This is a genomic window from Legionella drancourtii LLAP12 (assembly GCF_000162755.2).
GTDB classification, from domain to species: domain Bacteria; phylum Pseudomonadota; class Gammaproteobacteria; order Legionellales; family Legionellaceae; genus Legionella; species Legionella drancourtii.
In genome coordinates, this window is the sequence record NZ_JH413811.1 from 10,058 (window position 1) to 33,988 (window position 23,931).

A 23,931-nucleotide genomic window follows, 5' to 3' on the forward strand; every position below is an offset into this window, starting at 1 on the left:
TTTGCCTCATATTTTTCAATATGTTAACGACAAAATGTCAACACACCCTAATTTTTTCAGACATTTAATTTGCCAACCCCGGTCTTCTTCATGCTTACGGCAAAGCAAATTCCGGACAGCCCAATAGAGCGAGTCGCCATTTAGCTCATCCATTAAATTAACAATCACTTCAGAAGACAAGTTGAGAAAACTCTGTTCTTCTAGAATGCTTGGCGTATTAAAAAGTTCCTGAAGCATCTCAGGATTAGCTACCACCAGAGCATTACTTGCCATATATCTAAACACCAAAAAAAATAACACGAAGTGTTCGTATTATACATAGTGCATATCCGTGGTCAATTTCTTAAATAGCACAGCTGTTGCAATAAACTGCATTATCCATTTTTTCAGAAATGGATAAAAAAATGACCAATCTTATATTGACAGGGAATAACCTTTTGATATTTAAATAATTTTATTACGATAAAATCGTGTACATGCCTTGATACAATAAGCGTAAAAAACTATTCGTTCAGATAAATTCATTCTTATTAAAGATTTGTTGGTGGCTTTTGTTCTTCATCGCGTGCTACTTCGGGCACTTCCAGAAGCGAATTACCGGCTGCAGGCTCTGTATGCAAGTCCTGTAATACTGATTTATAATCTGAAATCGAATTAGCTAAACGCCCCCCCTTGCTCGCGATATTTGGCGTTTTGGGGAGGTTTATACCAACAATTGCTGCAACAGCCTGAATAAATGCGTTTAAGGCACTACTTAAAGCATTCCATACAGTAGATGCTCTACCTGAAGACTCTTGAGAAAGAGCACCTAATTCTCGCGTAATCTGAGGGATAAGATCTTTTCTGGAATGAATCTCTTCGCAAGCGCGCTGGCACGCACCGGCAATTCGAGTTAACTGATCAAGACTCTTTATACCAACGTATTGTTGACTCATCACCTCAGAATCTGGAGTAACTATTGAATCAATATGTGCTAAAACATTGGCGCCTGTTTCTTGGAAATTCTTGCGTAAGGGCTCATCCCGATGTTCATAATGCTGCAACGCATTGACAAATTTCCCTCGCGCTTCAATGTATTCAGTAATAGCTCGTTCTTTAAACTCATGCACGGGATCAAGGTGAGGATTCTCATTTATTTTTGCCTCTAATTCGCAATACCAGTTAAGACGAGCCTTAATTCCTGGTTCATGTTGGCAACAAGATAAGGACTCAATTAAAACTTGTGTTAGATGCTGTTTTGTAACCAATGTTTCTGGTGCGCCTTCACACCAATTTGTGTTTTTAAATAAAGTATCTGCAAGTTGTTTCTTTACTTCATCGCTCGTTAAGAATTCGGCCCCGGCTAAACGATTTAAGAGTTCTAATTTCGGTGTCTGTAGTGCTATTGCTTTATTTAATAAACCATTAGTACTTAAATAGGTATTATAGATACGTACCAATTGATGTTTACTTTGTTCATCTTCACTCAAATGACGAATTTCTTCGGCTAATTTCGGCGCCGCATGATGAAGGCGCGAAGCAATTTGGCCCTTAACTACCTCAAATTCGGGCTTTGCTACACTGTATTCTTGCGGAGGACTAACAAGTACCGCATGGTCTCTTTCCGTAGAATCCTCCATGCCAATGTTAATAACATGCTCTGTAGTTATCGTTTCATTGGGCTCGTTACCATCAGCAATCCCCACATAATCGAGCATTCCCTGCTTTGCGTAACCACGACGTTTGGAATCTTCAATTGAGTCCTTACCTAATTTACTGTAAGTCACCTCAGAGCTAAAATGCCGGTCGGCAAAAGGCGCTTTATGAAAGGCCTGTACTTCAGGAGCATCAGGTCTATCCATCAATAAATTAATGGCATAATCCCCTTCTAACTTATCGCGAGTATTTGCATCATAACCGGAAATTTTTAAATTAGGACATACTAAGACAAGAGCCTCCCAAGACTCGACTTTTTCTTTTGAGCTGGCCCTATGTAGATTAGCCCAATCATCATTACGTTTATTGCTGTTATTTGAATCTAAATGACCACTAATAGATTGTATCTTAATACGCTCTTCCTCAGGCTCCCCCTCATTTCTTGTTATTGTAAAATCAGTAACCATGCCCCCTTTATTATAACCACTGCCACTAAAACGTTTACCATTACGCCTAGCCGCTATTGCTGACTCAGTTTGAAAAGTCAAATCGGATTTATGGAGGACATAAGTAGCAATTCCAGTATTCGAATGAAATTGGGTTGAAGGCTTAGTATGAGTAACCATTGTCGCCAGGCACTTAACACAATAACCTTTTTCCTTGACTAGACGTTCTAACTGTAGCCTTGTTTTTTCAAAATCAACTTCTTGGCAGTTGATTACGATAAAATCTACCCCCTCACCGTCAATAAGTAAATGAACAATTTGCGCACTTGCTTCGGTGCCAAGAGTATCATTACCACAATTTGCAGTAACCGCCCGATAAGTAAAAGGTTTAGGCATAATAGCTCTCTTTTATACGTTTTCCATATATTAACATCAATTTCGCATAAGAGATCAAGTACAACCTTAGCTCACCGAACGAAGCGAAAACGCACATTATTTAAAGATGTTGTCTTTGCCCTTCCCTTTCTGTATCAATTTCGCCTTGTTCTCTTGGCAAATCATCATGCAATTTCTTTTTGCTTTCCTGAGTTAATACTTTATTTTCAGCAACTGAATGATTATTTACTGCCAGGGTGTGGTGTTCATGAGATTGCGATTTTGGCCAGGCATGTGCATACGGTTGTGGGTTTAACTTCTCGCGTATATCCTTAAATAAGTTTTCAGGTGTTTTAATTCCGTCTCTAATCATCATGCATTCTTTGTAATTACTCCAGCCTATCTTATTTTTTGCATCTAATTTATAGTGCTCCGCTATATCTTCCGCTCTAGCGGGTATTTCTAGCTTTTTCAAATTGGCAACGGCCGCTGTCATTATTTGCATGTCAGCGTTTACCTCTTCGACACTCCGTTTATGCGCTCCCCCCACATACAACTTAAGCCTATCCGCAGCCGCATTATACTTACCAACCTCTCGGTTTATATGAATCATCGCTTCTGAAAATTCCTGTTTTGCTTTGTAGTCAGGATCAGTTCGAGATAAAACTTCTTCGCGTACTGCACTGGCAAATTGTTTAGCAGTTTTGCTTATCGTTGCTATTGCAACATTAAACCAGCCTTGTGCTTTTTGCGCCATTGTTTGTTGAGCCGCTAAATTCTCAGCAGGCTCATTCTGGCTAGTATGACGCATAGGTGTATCAACATGTTGTTGTTTTGCAGTTTCTTGGGCTAAAAGTTGCTCTACATCCAATTGCCCCTTTAATTTCACACCTATTCTATCAAATAAGGCATCATAGCTATCCGCGCCGCGGCGAATCCGCATACCATCTTGGTAATTACTCCATAGGTTCCTATTATTTGTATTTGGATCGCCTTGATATTTTTTTGCTATATCGTCGACACCGGCAGGAATTTCCATCTTTTTCAAATTTGCAGCCGCAGCAATCATTTTTTGCATATAAGCTTTTACTTCTTCGACAGTATATTTTCTTGCTCCGCCTTCATATAATTTAAGCTCATCCTTAGCTACATTATATTGCCCAACATCTGTGCTTATAAGAACCATTGCGGCAGAGAATTCCTGTTTTGCTTTATAATTAGGATCAGTTCGGGATAATACCTGTTCTCTTACAACACTAGCGAATTGTCTGGCGGTATTAGCCATCGTTCCTACTGCGGCATTAAACCACCCTTGTGCTTTTTGTGCTGTTGTTTGTTTGACAACCAAATTCACAGCAGACTCGCTCTTGGTATCCTGATGTGTTGAATCATGGACATCGGTGACATTAACCGTTCTTCTTTGCGGTAGAAGAGCAGTTGTTGTCGCATTATTTGGTGCAATAGCTTTAGAAACATCGGCGAAAAACGCTCTAACCGCATTGAAGCCAGGAATCCTGTCCACAAAACTACGTGTTGGCGCAGCTAAACCATTCGTATCCGCTGAAAAAGCAGTGTAATGAAAAGCATCAATGGCAGCCCGATAAATATTTATATTTTTTTGTACGTGTTGTTTCTGAGTATCCGCCACCTCTTGAGTTAGTTCCCCGCTAGCAAGCTTAGTATCAATGTTCACCAGCTGGCGTTCACTTTTCTCAAGTTCTTCTTCGGCCCCTTTAAGTTGCTCCATGAGAACATCGTCAGACACTTTATTTTTACCAATACCATTATCCAAATTAAAAACATGAGGGGACTTACTAAAAGCACCGTCATGTCCATGGTAATACTCCAGATTATAACGTGTTACATCAAAAAATCCTTTCATTTCAGCAGGCCTAGCTGTTTCATCTTGATCAACCGTAGGATTCCAACGATTCCAAATCAAGTAGACCAAAGGATGCGCTTCTATTTCTTGTGGGCTTAAACCCGCAGGATCGATGTCTGGTGATATAGTGCATAGGGTATGAATAGTACCAGCTTGAATATGCTCAGCCAATGCAGCGTTAATGGAATCAATCGTCTGTGCTAGAGCATTAGCAGTTCCTTCCTGATAGCCCACTCCAAGTTTATTTGCAATTTTTTCAATAATATCAAACCGAACTGGTGCATGGGTAAACAGTCGTATGGTTGGTGGATTTCCATCTGCAAGTTGGTAGTCAATGGCTTTCAAATTAGGCGTGTACGCATTATTAACCCAGCCATCCATCGTCGCTTTTGAAACAATGCCATTATCCAACAAAAGTTTTAATCCCGCTAATGAAGGCCGATCATAGGAACTTACAACATCACTTTGAACACCCTCATTGAAGGTAATAAATTCATTACTGTGATTAGAAATAGTAATTTTAAAATTTACATCCTTTTTTTTAAGATAATTCATAAAGGCCAGCATAAAATAATCATTTTTGCCTCGATCAGCCAATTCATCACCAATTAAGCGAATTAGTCCAGGTTTACGGTCAACTTCCAACTTATCTAAAAATGCATTAAAGCGATCAATAATAGCAGGAAAATTTGCTTTTACCTGGGCATTTAATTTTTCAATATTTTCTTTTTGTACAGCAACTTCCGCTTGATCTTTGCTTACAGATGCAATTCTTATTTGTGCTTTTTGCAAGTCAGTTAAGATCTCAAGTTTTTCTGTCCATTCTGTTACCAGTGGATCGTCAGAATTTTCTTTGAGCTTTAAATTTAAAGAAGCAATCTCTGTCGCAAGCGTACTCTCAGCCGGAATTACTTGCTGAATTTTCTCGTCAATGAGTTTATTAATATGGGCAACACCCTCGCTACTTAAATCAGCAGAACTGGTTCCTATTTTTTCGAGTAAAATGCTTAGCGGCGGAAAACTTGTGCTTGTTTTATTTCCTTCTACTGCTCGCTGAATGGATATCTCTAAAGATCTTATCTTTGAGCCAATCTCTTCCTGATTGTTACCATTAATAGTCGTTATGTTTCCACTCTCATTGTAAAGCGTTACAAACTCATCATAAGCTTGTTCAGGATCTATTCCTTCTTTAAATTTAAATGCATTGTGACGTATTAAGGAATAAAGTAATTTAACCGGGTTGCCGTGAAGATCACCAACCGTCAAAGAACCTTGATGGGGTTCAAAGGACTGGGGATATTTCTCAATATTTACATCATGGATTCGTTGTCGGATAAATTCGTTAGGCATGATTCATTCCCAAACAAGGCATAATTACCTTAAGTATAGAAATAAAAAACGCATATCGCCTTTCTTTTGATCAAAAAAAGAAAAAACAGAATATAATTAACCAATTTTCTGCACTTTCTAGAGTCTATTGACATTTCGCTCGCTTGAGCCAAAATCAGCCTATTTTGGCCAAGATAGTAGAAATGTCAACAACCCCTCGTGAGCTGAAGCAGTACAAAATGTACTGTTCATTATGGATTAACCATGCTGTTCGTTACATCAGCAAGGTTTGCTTGTTGGCATTTTTCTTGACAGACTAAAACTGCGTCAAATATTTGCTCTACATCGCCCTTTTCAGCCCAAAAACTTTGAAATGCTAAGGGATAATCCTTTAATAGATCTTTTTTGGAAGACTTAAAATCAACTAATGTATCACGCAATATTTCTAACACGGACACTTTATGCTGTGCTTTTTCATCCAGAGTTAATTTTCCAAAAGACGCTATTTTTCTAGAAATAATTTCATCTAAATAGTCCTGTGCACACTCCACATCCATTTCTCTTACTTTCGCACTGTAGTCAAAACGCGTAAATAAGCGATGATGATTAGGATTTTTTTCCTGAGTTTTATCAAGGTAAAATTGTACTTCTTGTTTTGACATCCAGGCATCATCCTGCACCAATTCGGGCTTGCCCAGATTCAAAAAACCTTTAATGGCTAATTTCCAATTATGGGGAACAATTCGCCATAAAATATCCAAGCCAGTAAAAGTAACCGCGACCATAGCACAACCCACACCAACTAATGGCGCAACACTAGGAAATAGCATCACAAACAGAACCGAACCAACAGCTGCAAATAATAAACCAAGAATAAACAAATTATTTAACGCGGCTTGAAGATGGTGCATGCGCTGAGAACTTCCTTGCAAAGCTTCATAAGCTCTATGAAAATTAATACCCACCATCATAATTTGGTGAAGACTGGCCACCATTAAACTGCTAAAAAAGAACCACGGACCAGCAGCAAAGCTAACGCCCCAAAAAACAGAAATTGCTGCGCCATAAAGCGACACACTGCCTAAAACAGCACAAAGTGCAGAGACAACAAAACCAAACCACTGATCCAAATTTTGATTATGCGCCTTACTAAGGCGATAAGCATTGATTAACGCATTAATCGTTAATAAAAGACCAATAAAAGGAAGCATAACAAAAAATAAAGGCGATGCGCCAAATGCAGAATACCACCGTGCATCGGCCATTGTTGCAAATAAAGCTATGTCCTGGGTTTCTTTTATGTATGTAACTGCTTTTTGAAATTCACCAACCGACATAAATCACCTGATAAAAAGCAGTAGGGTCTGAAGTCTCTTTTTCTCTCGAAAAAAAATTATTGTTCATGGACTTCAATACCCTACCTAACAAAGGGATTGCAAAATTATTGCCGCAAATGTGGGAATAAAATCACGTCACGAATCGATTGAGAGTTCGTAAATAACATGACCAATCGATCTATGCCAATCCCTTCACCTGCAGTAGGCGGCAATCCATATTCTAAAGCTTCAATGTAATCGCTGTCATAATGCATGGCTTCAAGATCACCGGCATCTTTTTCTTCCACTTGCTTACGGAAACGTTCTGCTTGATCTTCAGCATCATTCAACTCTGAAAATCCATTAGCAATTTCACGACCAGCAATGAAAAACTCAAAACGATCAGTGACTTCTGGATCGCTGTCGCTACGACGGGCTAAAGGTGATATTTCTGTCGGATACGCCGTAATAAATGTAGGCTGGAACAATTGATGTTCTACAGTTTCTTCAAACAGTATCATTTGTAACTTGCCTAAGCCATCGGTTTCTTTAAACGCAAATCCTTTTTCTTGTAAAATCTGACGGCATACCGCAACACTTTCTAACTGTTGAGCACTAATTTGCGGATGATAATGCAAAATGGCTTCTTTTACTGTCATGCGTGTAAAAGGTTGATTAAAATCAATTGATTGTCCTTGATATTCAACCTGACGAGTCCCTAAAACCACATCACATAAATACTGTAATAATTGCTCGGTGAACGTCATCAAGTCATTATAGTCAGCATAAGCCTGATAAAATTCAACCATAGTAAATTCAGGATTATGGCGTGTAGAAATACCTTCATTGCGGAAATTACGATTAATTTCATACACCCGCTCAAAACCACCAACAACCAATCGCTTTAAATAAAGCTCAGGCGCAATACGCAGATACATCGTCATGTCCAGACTGTTATGATGCGTAATAAAAGGACGGGCTACCGCACCACCAGGAATGGGGTGCATCATTGGGGTTTCAACTTCCAAAAACTGGTTTTTATCCATGAATTGTCTGAACGCTTGAATTAAGCGTGAACGAATCAGGAATGTCGTACGACTGTCCTCATTTGCAATCAAATCAACATAACGCTTACGGTATTTAACTTCTTGATCGGCCAGGCCATGAAATTTATCAGGCAAAGGCCGTAAGGATTTAGTTAATAATTCAATATGTTCTGCATTGAGGGTTAATTCGCCAGTATTGGTTTTAAATAATTCCCCACTAACGCCAACGATGTCTCCCAAATCCCAGTGTTTGAATTGTTCGTAGAGTTCAGGAAGGTCATTTGCTCTAATGTAAATTTGAATACGTCCTGAAACATCTTGAATATGGAAGAAGCTGGCTTTCCCCATAATACGTCTTAAGACAATACGCCCCGCAACAGATGCTTTAACTTGTTGTTGCGCCAAAGTTTCTTTTCCTAATTCAGCATACGCTTTGAGTAAATCAGCCGCTAAATGCTCACGACGAAATTCATTCGGAAAATTAAAACCCCCAGAACGTAATTCTGCTAATTTTTGTTTGCGTATATGATAGACTTCGCTTTCATCTAAATGTTCTACTTGTTCTTCTGTCATGCTACCCCTACTCCTGCCTTTAAACTGGCTTCGATAAATTGATCCAATGCACCATCCAATACAGCTTGGGTATTGCTCGTCTCAACACCAGTGCGCAGATCTTTAATACGAGATTGATCCAATACGTAAGAACGAATTTGTGATCCCCAACCTATGTCTGATTTGCTGGCTTCCAATGCTTGCTGCTCAGCATTTTTCTTTTGCATTTCCAATTCATACAATTTAGCACGCAATTGTTTCATTGCCTGATCTTTATTGCGATGTTGACTGCGGTCGTTCTGGCACTGAACAACAATACCACTAGGAGCATGCGTTATCCGCACCGCAGAGTCAGTTCGGTTAACGTGCTGACCACCCGCTCCAGAAGCGCGATACGTATCAATACGTAAATCGGCTGGATTAATTTCAATTTCAATGTCGTCATCAATTTCAGGGGAAATAAATACCGCTGCAAACGATGTATGACGCCGGTTACCAGAATCAAAGGGGGATTTGCGAACTAAGCGATGTACCCCTGTTTCCGTACGCAACCAACCAAAGGCATATTCGCCTTGAAAATAAATGGTTGCACTTTTAATACCAGCAACATCCCCCGGTGAGCATTCGATAAGTTCGGTAGTAAATCCATGTTGCTCACCCCAGCGTAAATACATACGCAACAACATTTCTGCCCAATCCTGAGCCTCCGTACCACCTGAACCGGATTGAATGTCTAAGTAGGCATTGCAGCCATCCATCCGTCCAGAAAACATCCGTCTGAATTCCAAATCAGCAACTTTCTGCTCAATAGTCTCTAATTCAGCACCTATTTCATTAATGGCTTGCTCGTCATTTTCTTCGCGCGCCAATTCAAATAATTCGGTTAAATCAATAATAGACTGACTCAAGCCGCTTAACGTAAAAACAACATTTTCCAGCTGAGTTCGTTCACGACCTAAAGCCTGAGCTACTTCAGGATTATTCCAAACAGTGGATGACTCCAGTTCACGAACAACCTCTTCCAAGCGCTCATTCTTGGTCTCAAAGTCAAAGATACCCCCGAAGCGCTTCTACTCGCTTATCCAGATCCACCAGATTAAGGCTAATTTGGTTTACTTCCAACATAAGTGTCTCTTCAAAAAAATTAACTTAGGATTTTAGCGCGAAAGTGTCTTACTATCTAGAGTTAATTGATTATAAATTTGACTATATTCATAGAATTATAGAGGAGCGATAATGATTGAGTAAAAACTTACTTTTCTTCGATCCGTTCGCTGAGAAGGCATTTATGCTGTCTCGAAACGCCGCTAATCTTGGCGCGAAGGCTTCGAGGCGGCGCTATACGCCTCATCAGCCCGAACAGATCGGAGAGGAATAAGCACTGTTCTGATTGCTTCTCCGAAACTGGCGTTAAGTTAATAGAGTTGATTTTTTAATTTCAGTTCGCTATACCTATGACAAAGATGAGTTATCAACAGGATAAAAAGGAAGTAAGATAATGCCCGAAATTGAGCATATAAAGCAAAAGAATTGTAAAGCCATTACAGAAGCAATTAGTAAGTTGGAGGTTATAAACTATGATACGGTTTCCAGCTTAATACCGAAATTACTTGAAGAAGGTACATTAGCACTAGATCATTCTGTTTATACACCGGCAGACTCAACAATCATCACAACAAGCGGCATTGGTAGATATCTCATCTATGATCATGCAGATAAAACAAATCCTTTTTCAATCTGGGCTCTTGCGTTTGCTCCAAGGCAAAAAACATCAATTCATGACCATAAATATAAGGGTACTGTAACTGTTCTTGAAGGACCTATATCTGAAAAGTATTACCAACCTACGAGAGAAAATTTAGCGCGGCGTGTTGCACAGTTTGACCGCCATAGATTCCATAGCAACAGCGATAATTTAAAGGATACGTTTGTACATCAACTAAAACGTCGAAAAGACTTAGGGGAAGGTAGCAGTGTGACACTCCATATATACAATATGGAGGCACATTTGATTACCTCAGAAGGTGAGCGGGTTGATAGGCGAAATCTAGATAAAATCTATATCAAGGATAAAAATCCTCTTAATGAGCACGAGCACCAACAATTAGGCAACCAACTTCAGCCCTGGTAATGCCAACACAGAACAAGATAAAATTTGTCTTCAGGGGAGTATAGACTTGCGATGCCCTCTGCCGTTGCGCACGGGTCCCATAATATCTCAATCAGTGAAGAGATATTATGGGACATACTGGTAAATAGTTTTTGCTTATTGTAAAATTAAAAATCATAGATCATTATTGCTGAATACGCTCAATAAATCATGTTTTCTAAATTTTTTAATATAAAAAATAATTATTCCCTGCCTATAATCCCTCGACATGAAATAATTGATGAAATTGCAAATACCTCTGTAGAAAAAATTCTACAAGGAGAAATTGATCATAAAATCAATCATATTCTAGATATTTTTTCCCAAAAAGACGACTTGAATCTATTTATGATGTTACTTTATGCGTTGTTCTCCAAAAAACACTCTGTTTCTTATTTTGACGAAGACAATGGACTAAGATCCGCTCTTTACTATTATCAAAAACAACCTTCCCCCCGACTAAAAAATAAAGTAATAAATGAATTTAAAGACTTTTTAAATTGGGTTAAGGTAAACCGAAAATTGACAGAACTCGAAGATCCCGCAAAGTCAGAATACGTTCTAAAAATGAACAGAACAAGAGGAAAAGCCCCTCATTGGGGCGAGAAATTTACAAAGCCCATAGATGGCGATGAAGTGATTACCATTGTACATGGCGGAGGATTTTTTTATCTTCATGATTGGCTTAACGGCAACATTTTTGGATATCCTTTGGAATATAACGGTACAGGAATACAAGTCTCCCCGTATAGGAATACTGAGGCTACAGAGTCAATAATAAGCGAAAGTCGAGCATCATGTTACTCAAGCCGGGCTTTGCATAAATTTGATAAGCCGGCCATTTTTAGCGCAAAAATCAAGGCAAAATATCTAGATAGAGCTAATAATGCTTATGAAGCGGGATTAAGAGCAAGCTCAATTCCCTATTTAATGGATGTACGCATCATTGAGGATCCTAAGTCGTATAATTTCCTATCTGATTCTGTAAAATATTATGAAAAAAAAATAACAAAACTATGTGATGGTGTTAATAAATATATTACTCAATATGAGCGTTATGGAAATAAATTTATTTTCTTTAGTAAAGCACCCCAAAGAAATTTTTCGGTAGCACTTATAAAAGAAAAACTCAGCGCTTTAAAAGAAGCCCATCAAGAACACAACCTATATTATAAAGATGCGGCTGAACTCATTTCAACCATACAAAGCACAATAAAGAGCACTGAAGATGCGCATCGCACAGGTAGTCTTATGGCCTACTTAGGAATAACACAAAGCCGCTTGGTAATTGAATTGAATAACTGCCTTGACCATTTAAAACATGAAATTTTTTTGGACACAAGATGGAAAAACTCTTTTTAGGAAAAAATGAATTTCAAAATTAGTATATTCGCAAGCAAAATAAACCTAAAATTTACTCACATTATTGATAGTAAGCAACAATTACAACCATGAGTAACGCGTCGTTTATTGGCAATATGTCCCAAGTGTTTGGGATCGGATAAAATCAAACTACATTATAAGATTGATGACAGTCACTCGAGAAACAACAACTCATCTCTATTAGATTATAATTATATAATATATTCTTTCGCATAGATTGGAGTCATAGGGGAAAATAATGACAGCAGACAAGAAGCATTATTGGGTCTATATTTTACTTTGCAGCAACAACACATATTACACAGGCTACACAAATGACCTCAATAAACGTTATCAATCACACGTCAATGGAACAGGAAAATGCAAATACACTCGTAGTTTTAAACCAATTTGCATAGCTCAATCATGGCAAATTAATGGCAACAAAGCTCAGGCAATGAAAGTAGAACGCTGTATTAAAAAATTATCTCATAGTGAAAAGAAAAAAATTATTGCAGAACCATTAAATTTTTTAGCCAGAGTAATGCCAGACCACCAAAATGAACAATAAACAAACATAAAAATTATAAATTTTTCTCAGCTAAAAAATTGTCTCTATTAATATTTCCTTAATAATTATTCATTAGACTTTGCGCAAAACGGCATCGAATCTATCTGGAGAATATTATGTCAGCAACACGTTCAGCGATAAGTAAAGCAACTGTATCTTATGGCTCTTTCTTTGTAGGCTGCGCCGCATTCGCAATAAGTCCCTACTTATTGACACTCCGCGCATTTGTAAACTCTAAACCCGCGAAAACAGAAGACCTTGTTTTAGGCGCTGCTGCTTGCATCTTTTTGTCAACCGTTGTCCCAATTTTACCAACCATTACGTCAATAACTTTTACACTTGCAGCATTTGCGATGAGTGTGGCTTTAGCATCCATGTTTTTAATATACCCTCTTGCCTTACTCAATGATGCACTCGATGATCGCGAGTGTGGATGCACTATATAACCTCTCCCGACTAATTCGAGCTGAGGAAGTGCTTAGCCCTGTCTCGAAGCCTTGGCGTCAAAATTAGCAAGGCTTCGAGAGAAAACAAGTGATAATATGAGTCATGAAAAAGTTAATAATCTTGCCTGAATCGTGTCACAAACTCTTGATAATTTAATGAGTAATCCATCAAAACATCATCAATGATTCGTTTCACATCAGTACCTTTATTTTATATAGAGCCCAACTGTTTAAAAATACCTGCCTCATCGCGTTCGACTAAGTCGAGTGTCGCTAACTTTTCTTCTAGCTTACCTAAAGCTGAAATAAAAAACCTATATTGTCCACTAACATTTTCTGTCTCCACTTTAAGCCCTTCTGTTATTACTTTCTCTTATGAAAATATCCGATGATTTTTGTATTGGCTTATTATCCATTGCCTTGTATGATTGACCGTGAAAAAAACTACTGATATAAGATGATATCTCTGTAACTAAGGTCTATTTACATTTCGCTAGCTTTGGCCAAGAGAGTAAACAGGTCAACAGACCCTAAAGGAATTAGATTTAAATGAAAAAGATTTACGCTACTCATTGGCCTTTGCCCCCCCCTTTTAAACCTTCTTAATAATTATCATTTAATTTCCTATGACGTTATGATTTAAGGATCAAATCAATGAACAAAAGAAAAATAATTCCAACCATTTGGGGCGCTGGATTACTTGCCCTTGCTAGTGCTAATCATTTACACGCGGGAAGCAAACCTGTTTTTAATATCACGCCCACAACACCTACCTCATTCCTCTTACCCGCAAATAGTTCAGAGACAGTGCAATACAGTGTAACCAATCAAACAAGAGTAACACGCACACTGACGATGCAACCTATTGCCGGAGTTATCCAAACTAGCGAAGGCTGTACTAATCCCTTTGTATTAGCACCTCAACAGTCTTGTTTACTCACATTACAAATTAATGGCAGTCAAATTCCATCGAACATCAGTGGTGGGCCGATAATATGTAAAACGCAAGGACCTGGTAATAATAATCCTGACCCATTTTTGTGCTCACAACCAGCACCTGAAAATATCTTGTCGGTGTCCGTAATTGGGGCCATACCAACGCAGCAAGCCTATATCACCAACTGGCTTGGCAATAGCATTTCATTATGTGATGTAAGTAGCCTGGATGGTTCATTAACTAATTGTGCGATTACTGCGTCGAATCAAACGATTACAATAGGTCCATTTGTGAATCCTGAAGCAATTGCACTTAACCCAGATAAAACGCTTCTTTATGTAGCCAATATTAGTGCCGCAAATATGTCCGCATCAACAGTATCGTTCTGCCAAGTGGATAGTACCTCAGGGACATTAAGTAATTGTGCCAATACCACCGGTGGGCCAGTTAATGGTGCAGATGGTATTTCAATTAATTCCTCCGGCACTTTAGCCTACGTCTCTAATGCGGGAAATGATACGGTTTCCGTCTGCCAAATTGACAGCATTACCGGCGTATTAAGTAACGCCTGTACGAATTCAGGCAGCGGCTTTCATGTTCCTTCAGACATGACACTTAATGCCCTAGGCACCAGAGCGTATGTAGCAAACTTAATAACCAGCTCTGTAACTTCATGCGCAATTGACGATATCGGCTTACTCAATTGTGATGATATAACTTTTGGCTTTAATGCTCCTGAAGGAATCACCTTGCACCCTTCTGGCCAATTTGCCTACATAACCAATAATGGCAATAACACGGTCAGTGTTTGCCAAATTGATTTTCTCAGCGGCCATTTAAGTTCGTGCGCCGTAACGGGGGGGCAATTTGATGGCTTTGGCAATCTTGCCTTTAACTCGATGGGTACACGAGCTTATATTCCTCGTTTTGCCAGCAATAAGGTGTCCGTATGCTCCGTTAATCTAAACACAGGTGCTTTATCGTCATGTAGGGATTCTAACGGCAGCGGATTTAATGGTCCCTCAGGAATATTATTAAAATAGTTTTTCGGTGCTAAAAAAAGAGAAGGTTAACGTTAGTTCGGGAAGAAATCGGGACAGAACTTATCCCCTTCGAGGCGAGATAAAGTCTTACTCGAATTCTTATCCGAAACTACGTTAAGTTAATATTTATATTAAGGAATAATTTGATGAATGTAACAAAACTAGCCAGCATTTTTTGCGGGTTAACTTTAAGTTCTATGGGTACAACTGCTTTTGCTGTACCTTCGAAGGATGCAGCAATTAACAAAAGTCGTATCGAAGTTTATGGCGGATTATTATACTTACAGCCAACAAGTAATAATTTAAGGTATGCGGTTTTTGTTTCTGGGCAACAGCCTTATCTGCAAAGCTGGCACTATCAAGCCATTAATCCCAATTATTCACCAGCCTTCGAAATTGGTTTAAATTACAATTTCACTCAGCTTCCCTATCAAGCCTCTGTCAGTTGGTTGCGTTTAAATACGAGTAATTCCAGCCATAAGCAAGCATCCGAAGTAGTGAGCCTTTCAACAGTAGAATTTGTTGCCCCCGCTTATGAAGTTGGGCCACCAGCTTTTGGGGTTAAACGAGCCGATGCTAATGTTAAGTTTGATTTTGATGACATCAAGCTTAATGTAGGGCGCTTATTTGACTTTGGTGCTAATCTACAAGCCAAGGTTTTTGGCGGGGTAAATATATTACGCCTTAATCAACGCGTAACCGCCGTTTTTAGCGATTATCCAGGGGCACTACCAACACCATACAGTTATGCGCTTGCACCAGATCCTGCGTTTATTTTTGAAACACAAAATGTTTCAAAATACTTGGGCGCCGGTCCTGATTTTGGCGTGAATATTCAATATACGGCGTACCATGGTTTTGGTTTCGTAGGCGAGATATTAGGTTCATTAACAGCAGGAACAAATAAAGTAATTGATAATTTTAACTCGAATTCATCACGCCTGATTGCCTTAGGTTTAGGCCCTACCCATCAGGAAATTACCACGCCTGATGCAACGCAAGTAGTCGCGGGTTTTGATGGTAAATTAGGTGCTTTCTATAATTATTCAGGACGGTATATCCAAAACCTGACAATTGAAGCAGGTTATCGCGTGGCCTTCTATAATAATGCCATTTCGGACGTTAATCCGTCCTCATTGGTACAAGCAGGCACCGTTTTTATCACACCTGAATTTGCTACGGGAACCATGGCAATTAATTCTACGGAGGCACGCAGCCGAAATTTCGGATTTAACGGTCCTTACCTGACATTTAAAATAGCCGCAGCCTAATCAAGCCTTAAGGCTTTTGTACTAAGCGAATATTCGCCATAGTGCAAAAGCCTTACTGTCTCGCTCTTATCTGATTTGCATGAGTTCATTTAATTTAAGTTGCGTTCCAACAGTCAACTCATCAGGAAGTTTTTCAAAACGCATTTCATATTCTTTAGGTGCCTCAACAGAAGAGAGTTCAATAACTGATGCAATTACAAATCGCTCCAGTTCATGATTGTATCCTGCGGGTACTTTAATTCCATCCTCAGTTGTATTCTCAGCAGGAACAATACTGTCTACTTGATAGATCTCTGGTGTCAGACGATGAAGTACCATTGAACGATATTGAGGGAGATTATCTTTGCCACTACTAATTTTTAATAAGGGGATAATTAGCGATTCTTTATATAAAATTGCTGGCGCAGAAGTTGTTGGCAAGGATGAATTGAATCTTATTGAACCAAGGGTTGGGGTACTATTCATTTCACAGTGATGCTCAAAATCCGCCGCAAATTTGCTAAGATTGCCACTACTATCTGTTTCTATTTCTAATACCTTAAATTGACCACTAAGTTGGCGACATCCATAGCCATTGCCACTAAAATCGAGTCCAGGTTCGAATTCTTTATTGAATGGATATCTGCGTGCTTCAGTGTAAGTGCCCGGCTCAAGCTCATCGTTATAAGGTGCAGCAAAGGACAAAGCATAATATTTATAGTTTCTTATAAATAAATCTAGAGCGTGCCCACCTAAGCCCATGAGGCCGTAGAGCTCCTTATCTCGTTCAGTGTTTTCAATAAGATGATCTCCCTCCCAACCAAAAACAAATGAATAACCTGGCTTGGTAAATATTACGTTTTTTGCTACATTTTTTGCTGCTGCTATTTGTAGTTGATGATCAGAACTATTTAACTGAGATAAAGCTGTATTTGCATAGGAGTTCATACCAAGAAATAATGTGGTAATTCCAAATGCGATTAACTTGATGATTGCTTGCCTCATGATTCCCTCCTCCTTTAATATTCTTTCAGCAAGCATGCTAGCAAAATTTACAAACTATATAAAACAGTTTCTTATCATATTTAGACCACCAAACGCTCACGGTGAAAATATTTTTGACATATATTGGTTGATTATGCATCATATTGATCATTGTTATTGCAAATCATTAACGAACATTGTAACAATCCCATTGGGTTTGCTTATTTATTAGTCTATAAGTCTTTTTCTTACTATTGCAAATAGTTTTATGCCTTTATTAAGGAGGTATTTCATGTATAGTCAATCAAGTCAATTCTCAGAAGATATATTATCACTAGATAAAACAACAGGATCTGAATCTGATAATATGGATCTTTTTCAACACGCAATCTCGTCAATGAGTTCAAACAAAATTTTTGAAACAAAAGAAATTTCTTTATTATTTAATCAATTAATAGAGGAAAAAAATTATGAGACAGCGGTTACTCTCCTTAAAAACAATAAAATCATAAATTCCAATGCTTTTGAAAATTGGATTGATAAACAATTTAGTGAACGCCCAATGCAATTGGCTTCCTTATTGCGATTAGCGCTGGCTGATCCTCTCACCGCAAATAAGATTTTAAACCCATTAAAAAATAGTGTTAAAGAGCTATTAAAATGTTGTCGCATGCAGGAGCTTAATGCTGCGTTCCTCGAAATGTTATTATCAGTGTGTCATGACACACAGCAAGAAGAATTTCTCAAATTATATTCTCGCAAAAAATACATCACTATCCTAACCGATGCTCTTTCTAAAGTGGCTCCACCAGAAAAACAAGATGCAATTACCCGCAAGTTAATTCAATTAAGCATCAAGCAAGCAAATGCGCCCCTGTTAAGACTACTAGTCGACCGGGATAAAATGCCTGAGTACAAACTAACAGAAAAAGAACAAACACTGATGATGCATCTATTGTCCTTAGACGAATCCGCCCACAAAAAAATAATGGAATTAATGAATCAATTTTATGGATTTGGACAAAACGAGAGTTTAATCCAATTAAGCGGTGGATTATTAACATGCGCGGAAATACACAACCGGAAAAAAGGGCGATATGATTTTTCCCCAACAGTGTTGAACAGGAGTGAATTAGAGGAATATCTTCAAACCTTAAAAAAAGCACGCCCCCCTTTAAGAGAACGATTTGTTTTGACAGGATTACACTGGATCACTGGTGATATTCAAATAGAAGCAGATGGACAGATCAATGTTTTAATCATCGACTCCCTGGGAAATAAAAAAATATGTCTTGAAACTTCATGGGCAATGAAAATGATTGCACAATGTTTTCCGACGGTTAAGCTCTATTGGAGCATAGAACAAAGACAGCATGATGAAGTCTCATGTTCTGTCTATGCCTTAGATGATGTCAGGCATTTGTTTACTATTGAAAAATATTTAGATAAAAAATATGCAACTACAGGGTTGTTCGGCTATCTGAAAGATCCGGCTAATCGCTCTGATTTAAATGAAGAAATAGGACGAACAAAGATATTCACTTTCGAAGCCATACAATCATATTTACCATTGCCATTTCTTAGAACTATGCAAACGCGTAAGTTATTCGGTTTTATTGGTAGCCGATCACCTGAGGAGCAAAAAACACCCGGCGAAAAAAGTGGGAAAACAGTCATAGAAGCAGCTCGAGAAGACTTTGTGGAGAAAGAGGAAAAAAATGTGAATCAGCGTCTTTCGCGAAAATTAGACAAGATGATGCATAATAATGCCCGATTTTTTATCCATGTTGGGGATGAGAAAAAAATTGAAAAACAGATGCAGCAATTTACTTTAAATGGTCTTAAAAAAAGGTGTGCCGAAGAACCGCCACAAAGTGGGATTTCAATATAAGATAAGCAACGATAGTCACCGCTACCTCGTGATTGATTTTAGCCATCCGTGGCTAAAATCGACTCGTAAACGCGTGAAATATTTAGGCCGCGACCGTCTCCTGCGTCCGTCAATGGCTCTATGGCTGCATAAAGATTTACTACACATCCCCTTCGGGCCGACTTTCCATGACCTGCAACGAACGACTCTATATTACAAAGATAAAGACACGGAAGGACTCAATATTTCTTTTGCTGCATCAATCTGCCAAGGTTTAGCACCGCAATTTAAATCTTGCTCGTATTCAGAACTGATAGCCTGCGCCATAGAATAGGCTAATTCTTTATCTCCAGAGCAATGATAAGCTTTCATTGCTGCAACACGTGCATTAAAGTAGATGCAGTTCTACTTCATAATGGCATTGGGCTTACTTGCTCCAGTGTAGATAGGATAGATCTTACCCCTCATCTGTTTTCTTATCAGCTCATTTTTTTGCGGTAGTATTTCTTCAATTACTTGCAGAGGCATTAGTCCTGTAGGATACGATGCAAACCCCGTTGGCTGAGGCATTAGTCTTTCTGGTTGCAATTGAAATGCGCTCTCTGTAACCGATGCGTATTCAATCTTTTCGCCAGTTTGAGAAATTTCACCATTAAGCCATCGTTCAACGTGAGGACTATGTGCTTCCTTTGGCATGTCAGGCGAAGCATTGTACGACTTTTGAATCTTAATAGGAATTACTACACCACATACGAGAACATATCGCCTTATACCTGCACCATAGCCGATCTCCCCTTCGATTAGCTTTGCCATTTTATAATTAATCTCATCATCCCTATGCTTATCACTAAAGACTACCGTTATTTCACTATTAGTAGTAGAAAGAACATGCTGTATCGCATGCACGTTGAAGCTCAGATCGATGGATAGGGTAAGAAATATATTTTATTCATATATGACATTAACTTAATGGAGTTTGATTCTTCTACTCTTGCCTCCTGAGCCAACTCCATGTTATTTGCTAAACTTAGTATCATGATAAGATTGCTAATATCTAATTAAGAGGATAAGTGATGATCAAACTTTATCAGTTTCCTTCTCTTTGGGAATTACCTAATGCCAGCCCATTTTGCATGAAGCTGGAAACGTATTTACGCATGGCAAAGATTCCTTTTGAAACAGTGAAGGTCGTTGATCCTCGGAAAAATCCTAAGGGAAAATTACCGTGTATTAGCGATGAGGGGAAGAAAATAGCTGATAGCGGACTAATCATTGAATATTTACAACAAAAATACGGCGACACTCTAGACAGCCATTTAACTCAAGAACAAAAAGCATCTGCTTTGGCATTAAGGCGTATGCTTGAAGAACATCTATATTGGATTCTTGTTTATTCACGCTGGCTCGATAACCGTTACTGGAACATCAGCAAAGAAGCTTTCTTTGCTCATCTTAAAGGCCCTCTTCGTTATTTTATTCCTAAGCTGGTGCGAAAAAAATTACGCAGTGATCTGTATCAACAAGGAATAGGAAGGCACAGCACCACAGAAATTTATCAATTAGGAATCGATGATCTGCAAGCATTAAGTATTATCTTAGAACAACACCCTTTTTGCATGGGAAATGAACCCAGCACTATTGATGCCTGTATTTATGCATTTCTTGCCAATATTTTGCAACCACCTATTCCATCGCCTTTACAAGATTATGCCAAATCACAAAAACAGTTCCTTGATTATTGTGAACGCATGCAAAAACGATTTTATTCTTAGCAAGCATTCACCGTTGCTGGCTCAGCGCATCGGCCAATAGAACGCAGGCTATCCTCATTAATAATGCGTGGATTAGGAGAAATACTGGTTTCTCCTAATCTGTTTTGATTGACCTACGTTTTTTCATATAACCAAACACATCATACTTTCTTAAGATTAAGACGATATACTTAATAGATAGAAACAGCGATAGTTATACATGTCGTGATATAAATATAGGGGTGATTAAATGCCATTAAGTCAAAAAATACAAAACCAAAGCCTGAACACTTTGATGTCTAATTATTCCTCAAAAAAATTAACCCACGAAGGTATAGAACGTCTAAAAGCTGTTAATGCCATGGCGGCCTTTAATGATGTGGCTTTAAGTATGCAAAGCCCTAAAGTTATTACGATTATTGGCGACCAACTTGAAAAAACTTTTCCTGAATCCTCTCGCCCCAACGTTGCTACACTTATTTATTCCATGGTTATAGAGCAAATGGATCGCGAAGCCGATGAAAATAAACGTAAACATCAAGCTCAAGGCCATTTTTCCCTTCAATATATTCATCAGCGTACCCTGCGTGATCAATTGCAAGATCATGATATGAACTTGTTAATGCCAAAATCCCAGGGGAATATTGAGGTACTAGCCCCAGTAAACCGTTTCGACCGATCCACCGAAGTTGTGCAAGAAGGCATCGCAACAGCCCTTAAAAACAAAGATATTAACCATATTGTTATTCCGATAGGTCCTGGTCACTGGCGTGGTATTTATTTAACGAAACCTGTTGATGTTAACAGTAAATATCAACTTGAACTATTTGATCCCTATGGTCCCATTGGTGCGGACACAATAAAAAAAACCACCCTGAATTTACTACAAAAATGTGGAATTAATGAGAATCAAATAACCATCAAGACCACTGGCCCCACTCACCCACAACAAGATGGGTATGCCTGTGGAGACTTTACCTGCGCCTATAGCCACAAAAAAATTAAAGAATTTGGTGCCACAGTGTACAATCAAAATCTTATTACTGCATTAGAACACCAAGGCAATAAAGAAGACTCGCTGCGCCATACAAGTCACAAGGTAAGTCAGACATTACAAGCCCCCCGCCCTATTATCCAACAGAAACAAGAGGAAATAACCCAATCAATTGAAAGTAAATTAACCTCACAAGAGCAGAAAATCTTTACTACAACTATTAGTGCACAAATAAACCCATCAATCGCTTACAAACAAGAAATAGCTAGCCTGATTAAAAACAGGCACAGCATATTTACTCAAGCTAATGCAGCGATAAAAAAAGAAGAAGCAGCACAGCCATTAAGTGATGAAGAATTGGCCGCCAAATTACAAGCAGAAGAATTTAGAAATGCAGGTTTTAAACCTAGATAATCGCACTTTTATGGATGCAGTCTCTTATCTTTAACGTGAGTTTCAGGCAAAAGATACAAGGCTAGATAGCAAAGCAATTCAAATCCGCCTTGAACCATATGATTTTCTTCAACATCAAATTTCATCGTAATTTGGTCAGCCAGAAAAAAAACAAACCAAAAAGTCAATGACACGATGAATGCACATTGAGCTCGAAACATCCATAGTTCGCGCTCCTTGTGTAATCCCATACTAGCCCAGCAAAATAAGCCGGCTGACAGCAATGACCACAAGATGATTCCAATAAAGAAAAATGGAGGAACCCAATCAGGAAGCGGATACATTTTTAATGTTTGAACCAGAAATGGATAATTAGTGTCAGGCGCCCAACGCGCATGAATCCATCCAATATGCGCCAACCCACCGACCACATCGGTCCATAAAGCAATCAACCACCACAATGCCCAGAAAAGAATAATAATTTTTTTAAAATAGGTATTATCGATCTGCCAATTCACAATGGTTCCTTTCATGGAAATAATTCATGAATCATAAAATGATAAATTGCTCGCTTCAAGCAAAAGATATGGGGGCTGAAAAAGCAAGGCCTCTCCCATGTATGTATATCCCTAATACTATATTTAAATACTATATTTACAATATCAAAACACAAAGGTATTATGACCTCCCCTTAAAAAGGGTGCCTTTGGTTTCTTTGGGCACATCCAATTCGTCACATTTAAATAATTAATATAAACCAATATTCGTCTTTATAACGGAGCTTTTTAACTTATCGTTCATTGAATAAAAAAAGGAAAAACAATGATAGAGAAACAGGATACCAACCAACAAAGAAGAACCATTATTTTTACTGAACAAATTTAGTGAAGCAGATAATTTATCGAATATTTTATATAAAACCGTAAAGTCGCTTGCAGCTAATGTCAAGGTTGCCAAGGCCACTTATAAAAATACAAATCAGTCTATTTCAATTGACTCATTGTTTAAACCTTTAATGCGCATCGATTTGATTGAAGATACGCAATCCATGCTGGCTATTCTTAATGAGGAACATGCTAAATTAGACCGGATGCTCGCTCAAGAAAAAGCATCAGACGACAATCAGATAAAAAAACTGATTTTCTTGAAGCGACGATGTATTTACTTTATCTGCAAATTAGAATTTTATTTAACCAATCATTTATACCGAATTAGCGGCTTTACGAGTGTTCTAAACTCAACACCAAAAGAACACAATAAACGACTATCTCAGCACTGCCTTAATGGATGGCAAACCTTTACAGCAAAAGACCGTAGCTGAAAATGAAAATAGCAGTTTAGGGATAGGCCGCTAAAATTCAATAAGGCACCTCATGAAAAAGTGAAGTGCTTTACACGTTTAAAATTACAAGCCCACCAGTGACACTATCTTGATGTGTTCTTCACAACCATCGTCCGAAGAAACTTGCTCGTCATTAATTTCAGCAATGCCGGCGCTATTTGTAACCAGTATAGCCTAATCGCTAATACCTTAACAATTCACGCTTCGACACAATACGTGCCAATACTTTGACAAAGAGTAACGACTAAACTAAGGTTA

The 23,931-nt window shown here is 38.5% G+C and carries 21 protein-coding genes; 10 read left to right on the forward strand and 11 right to left on the reverse strand.

Annotation, left to right across the window (positions count from 1 at the left end):
• Positions 1–15: 15 nt before the first annotated feature.
• The 6 genes from LDG_RS05360 to prfB form a co-directional block, all read right to left on the reverse strand.
• Positions 16–273, reverse strand: a complete 258-nt coding sequence (locus LDG_RS05360; protein WP_006870168.1) for a hypothetical protein — start codon at positions 271–273, stop codon at positions 16–18.
• 257 nt (positions 274–530) lie between these two features.
• On the reverse strand, positions 531–2,477 hold the full coding sequence (locus LDG_RS05365; RefSeq protein ID WP_006870169.1) for a hypothetical protein: 1,947 nt from the start codon (positions 2,475–2,477) through the stop codon (positions 531–533).
• A 100-nt stretch (positions 2,478–2,577) separates the two neighbouring features.
• Complete coding sequence (locus LDG_RS05370) at positions 2,578–5,688, reverse strand: hypothetical protein (protein WP_006870170.1); 3,111 nt, start codon at positions 5,686–5,688, stop codon at positions 2,578–2,580.
• 230 nt (positions 5,689–5,918) lie between these two features.
• Positions 5,919–7,004, reverse strand: a complete 1,086-nt coding sequence (locus LDG_RS05375; RefSeq protein WP_006870171.1) for a hypothetical protein — start codon at positions 7,002–7,004, stop codon at positions 5,919–5,921.
• Positions 7,005–7,108: 104 nt separating this feature from the next.
• The gene (gene lysS / locus LDG_RS05380) at positions 7,109–8,602 is read right to left on the reverse strand and encodes a lysine--tRNA ligase (RefSeq protein WP_006870172.1); all 1,494 of its coding nucleotides are present in this window, start codon (positions 8,600–8,602) and stop codon (positions 7,109–7,111) included.
• A protein-coding gene (gene prfB, locus LDG_RS05385) for a peptide chain release factor 2 (protein ID WP_148263516.1) occupies positions 8,599–9,706 on the reverse strand; the annotation gives its coding sequence in 2 pieces (ribosomal slippage) (positions 8,599–9,630 and positions 9,632–9,706; 1,107 coding nt in all). The genes lysS and prfB overlap by 4 nt, the downstream gene beginning before the upstream one ends.
• A 373-nt stretch (positions 9,707–10,079) precedes the next feature.
• Here prfB and LDG_RS05390 point away from each other — a divergent pair.
• The 4 genes from LDG_RS05390 (at position 10,080) to LDG_RS05405 (ending at position 13,109) form a co-directional block, all read left to right on the forward strand.
• A complete protein-coding gene (locus LDG_RS05390; protein WP_006870174.1) occupies positions 10,080–10,712 on the forward strand; it encodes a cupin domain-containing protein in 633 nt (210 codons plus the stop codon).
• 189 nt (positions 10,713–10,901) lie between these two features.
• A complete protein-coding gene (locus LDG_RS05395) occupies positions 10,902–12,092 on the forward strand; it encodes a hypothetical protein (protein WP_006870175.1) in 1,191 nt (396 codons plus the stop codon).
• A 259-nt stretch (positions 12,093–12,351) separates the two neighbouring features.
• Entirely contained in the window at positions 12,352–12,663 is a 312-nt protein-coding gene (locus tag LDG_RS05400; RefSeq protein WP_040534624.1) for a GIY-YIG nuclease family protein, read from the forward strand.
• Positions 12,664–12,779: 116 nt separating this feature from the next.
• Positions 12,780–13,109, forward strand: coding sequence for a hypothetical protein (locus LDG_RS05405; RefSeq protein ID WP_006870177.1), 330 nt, complete (start codon positions 12,780–12,782; stop codon positions 13,107–13,109).
• A gap of 211 nt (positions 13,110–13,320) precedes the next feature.
• Here LDG_RS05405 and LDG_RS20490 read toward each other — a convergent pair whose 3' ends face one another.
• Positions 13,321–13,455 (reverse strand): hypothetical protein, encoded by a 135-nt coding sequence (locus LDG_RS20490; protein WP_006870178.1) that lies wholly within the window; start codon positions 13,453–13,455, stop codon positions 13,321–13,323.
• A 308-nt stretch (positions 13,456–13,763) separates the two neighbouring features.
• Here LDG_RS20490 and LDG_RS05410 point away from each other — a divergent pair, with 308 nt between their 5' ends.
• Entirely contained in the window at positions 13,764–15,089 is a 1,326-nt protein-coding gene (locus tag LDG_RS05410; protein WP_006870179.1) for a lactonase family protein, read from the forward strand.
• Positions 15,090–15,235: 146 nt separating this feature from the next.
• The gene (locus tag LDG_RS05415; protein ID WP_006870180.1) at positions 15,236–16,360 is read left to right on the forward strand and encodes an Lpg1974 family pore-forming outer membrane protein; all 1,125 of its coding nucleotides are present in this window, start codon (positions 15,236–15,238) and stop codon (positions 16,358–16,360) included.
• A gap of 66 nt (positions 16,361–16,426) precedes the next feature.
• On the opposite strand, the gene LDG_RS05420 is transcribed toward LDG_RS05415, so the two are convergent.
• Complete coding sequence (locus LDG_RS05420) at positions 16,427–17,344, reverse strand: hypothetical protein (protein ID WP_006870181.1); 918 nt, start codon at positions 17,342–17,344, stop codon at positions 16,427–16,429.
• A gap of 271 nt (positions 17,345–17,615) precedes the next feature.
• Here LDG_RS05420 and LDG_RS05425 point away from each other — a divergent pair, with 271 nt between their 5' ends.
• Positions 17,616–19,214 carry a YopJ family acetyltransferase gene (locus tag LDG_RS05425; RefSeq protein WP_006870182.1) on the forward strand — a complete coding sequence of 533 codons (1,599 nt, stop codon included), beginning with the start codon at positions 17,616–17,618 and terminating at the stop codon, positions 19,212–19,214.
• Positions 19,215–19,406: 192 nt separating this feature from the next.
• Here LDG_RS05425 and LDG_RS19575 read toward each other — a convergent pair whose 3' ends face one another.
• Positions 19,407–19,565: a hypothetical protein gene (locus LDG_RS19575; protein WP_006870183.1), complete on the reverse strand. Its 159-nt coding sequence runs from the start codon at positions 19,563–19,565 to the stop codon at positions 19,407–19,409.
• 33 nt (positions 19,566–19,598) lie between these two features.
• Entirely contained in the window at positions 19,599–20,099 is a 501-nt protein-coding gene (locus LDG_RS05430) for a hypothetical protein (protein ID WP_040534626.1), read from the reverse strand.
• Between the two features lie 167 nt (positions 20,100–20,266).
• Between LDG_RS05430 and LDG_RS05435 the strand changes: the two genes are divergently transcribed.
• Complete coding sequence (locus LDG_RS05435) at positions 20,267–20,965, forward strand: glutathione S-transferase family protein (RefSeq protein WP_006870185.1); 699 nt, start codon at positions 20,267–20,269, stop codon at positions 20,963–20,965.
• Positions 20,966–21,194: 229 nt separating this feature from the next.
• Complete coding sequence (locus LDG_RS05440; RefSeq protein WP_006870186.1) at positions 21,195–22,352, forward strand: hypothetical protein; 1,158 nt, start codon at positions 21,195–21,197, stop codon at positions 22,350–22,352.
• Between the two features lie 8 nt (positions 22,353–22,360).
• Here LDG_RS05440 and LDG_RS05445 read toward each other — a convergent pair whose 3' ends face one another.
• Positions 22,361–22,849: a hypothetical protein gene (locus tag LDG_RS05445; RefSeq protein WP_148263517.1), complete on the reverse strand. Its 489-nt coding sequence runs from the start codon at positions 22,847–22,849 to the stop codon at positions 22,361–22,363.
• Positions 22,850–23,346: 497 nt separating this feature from the next.
• On the opposite strand from LDG_RS05445, the gene LDG_RS05460 reads away from it, so the two are divergent.
• Positions 23,347–23,652, forward strand: a complete 306-nt coding sequence (locus tag LDG_RS05460) for a hypothetical protein (RefSeq protein ID WP_040534631.1) — start codon at positions 23,347–23,349, stop codon at positions 23,650–23,652.
• Positions 23,653–23,931: the final 279 nt, after the last annotated feature.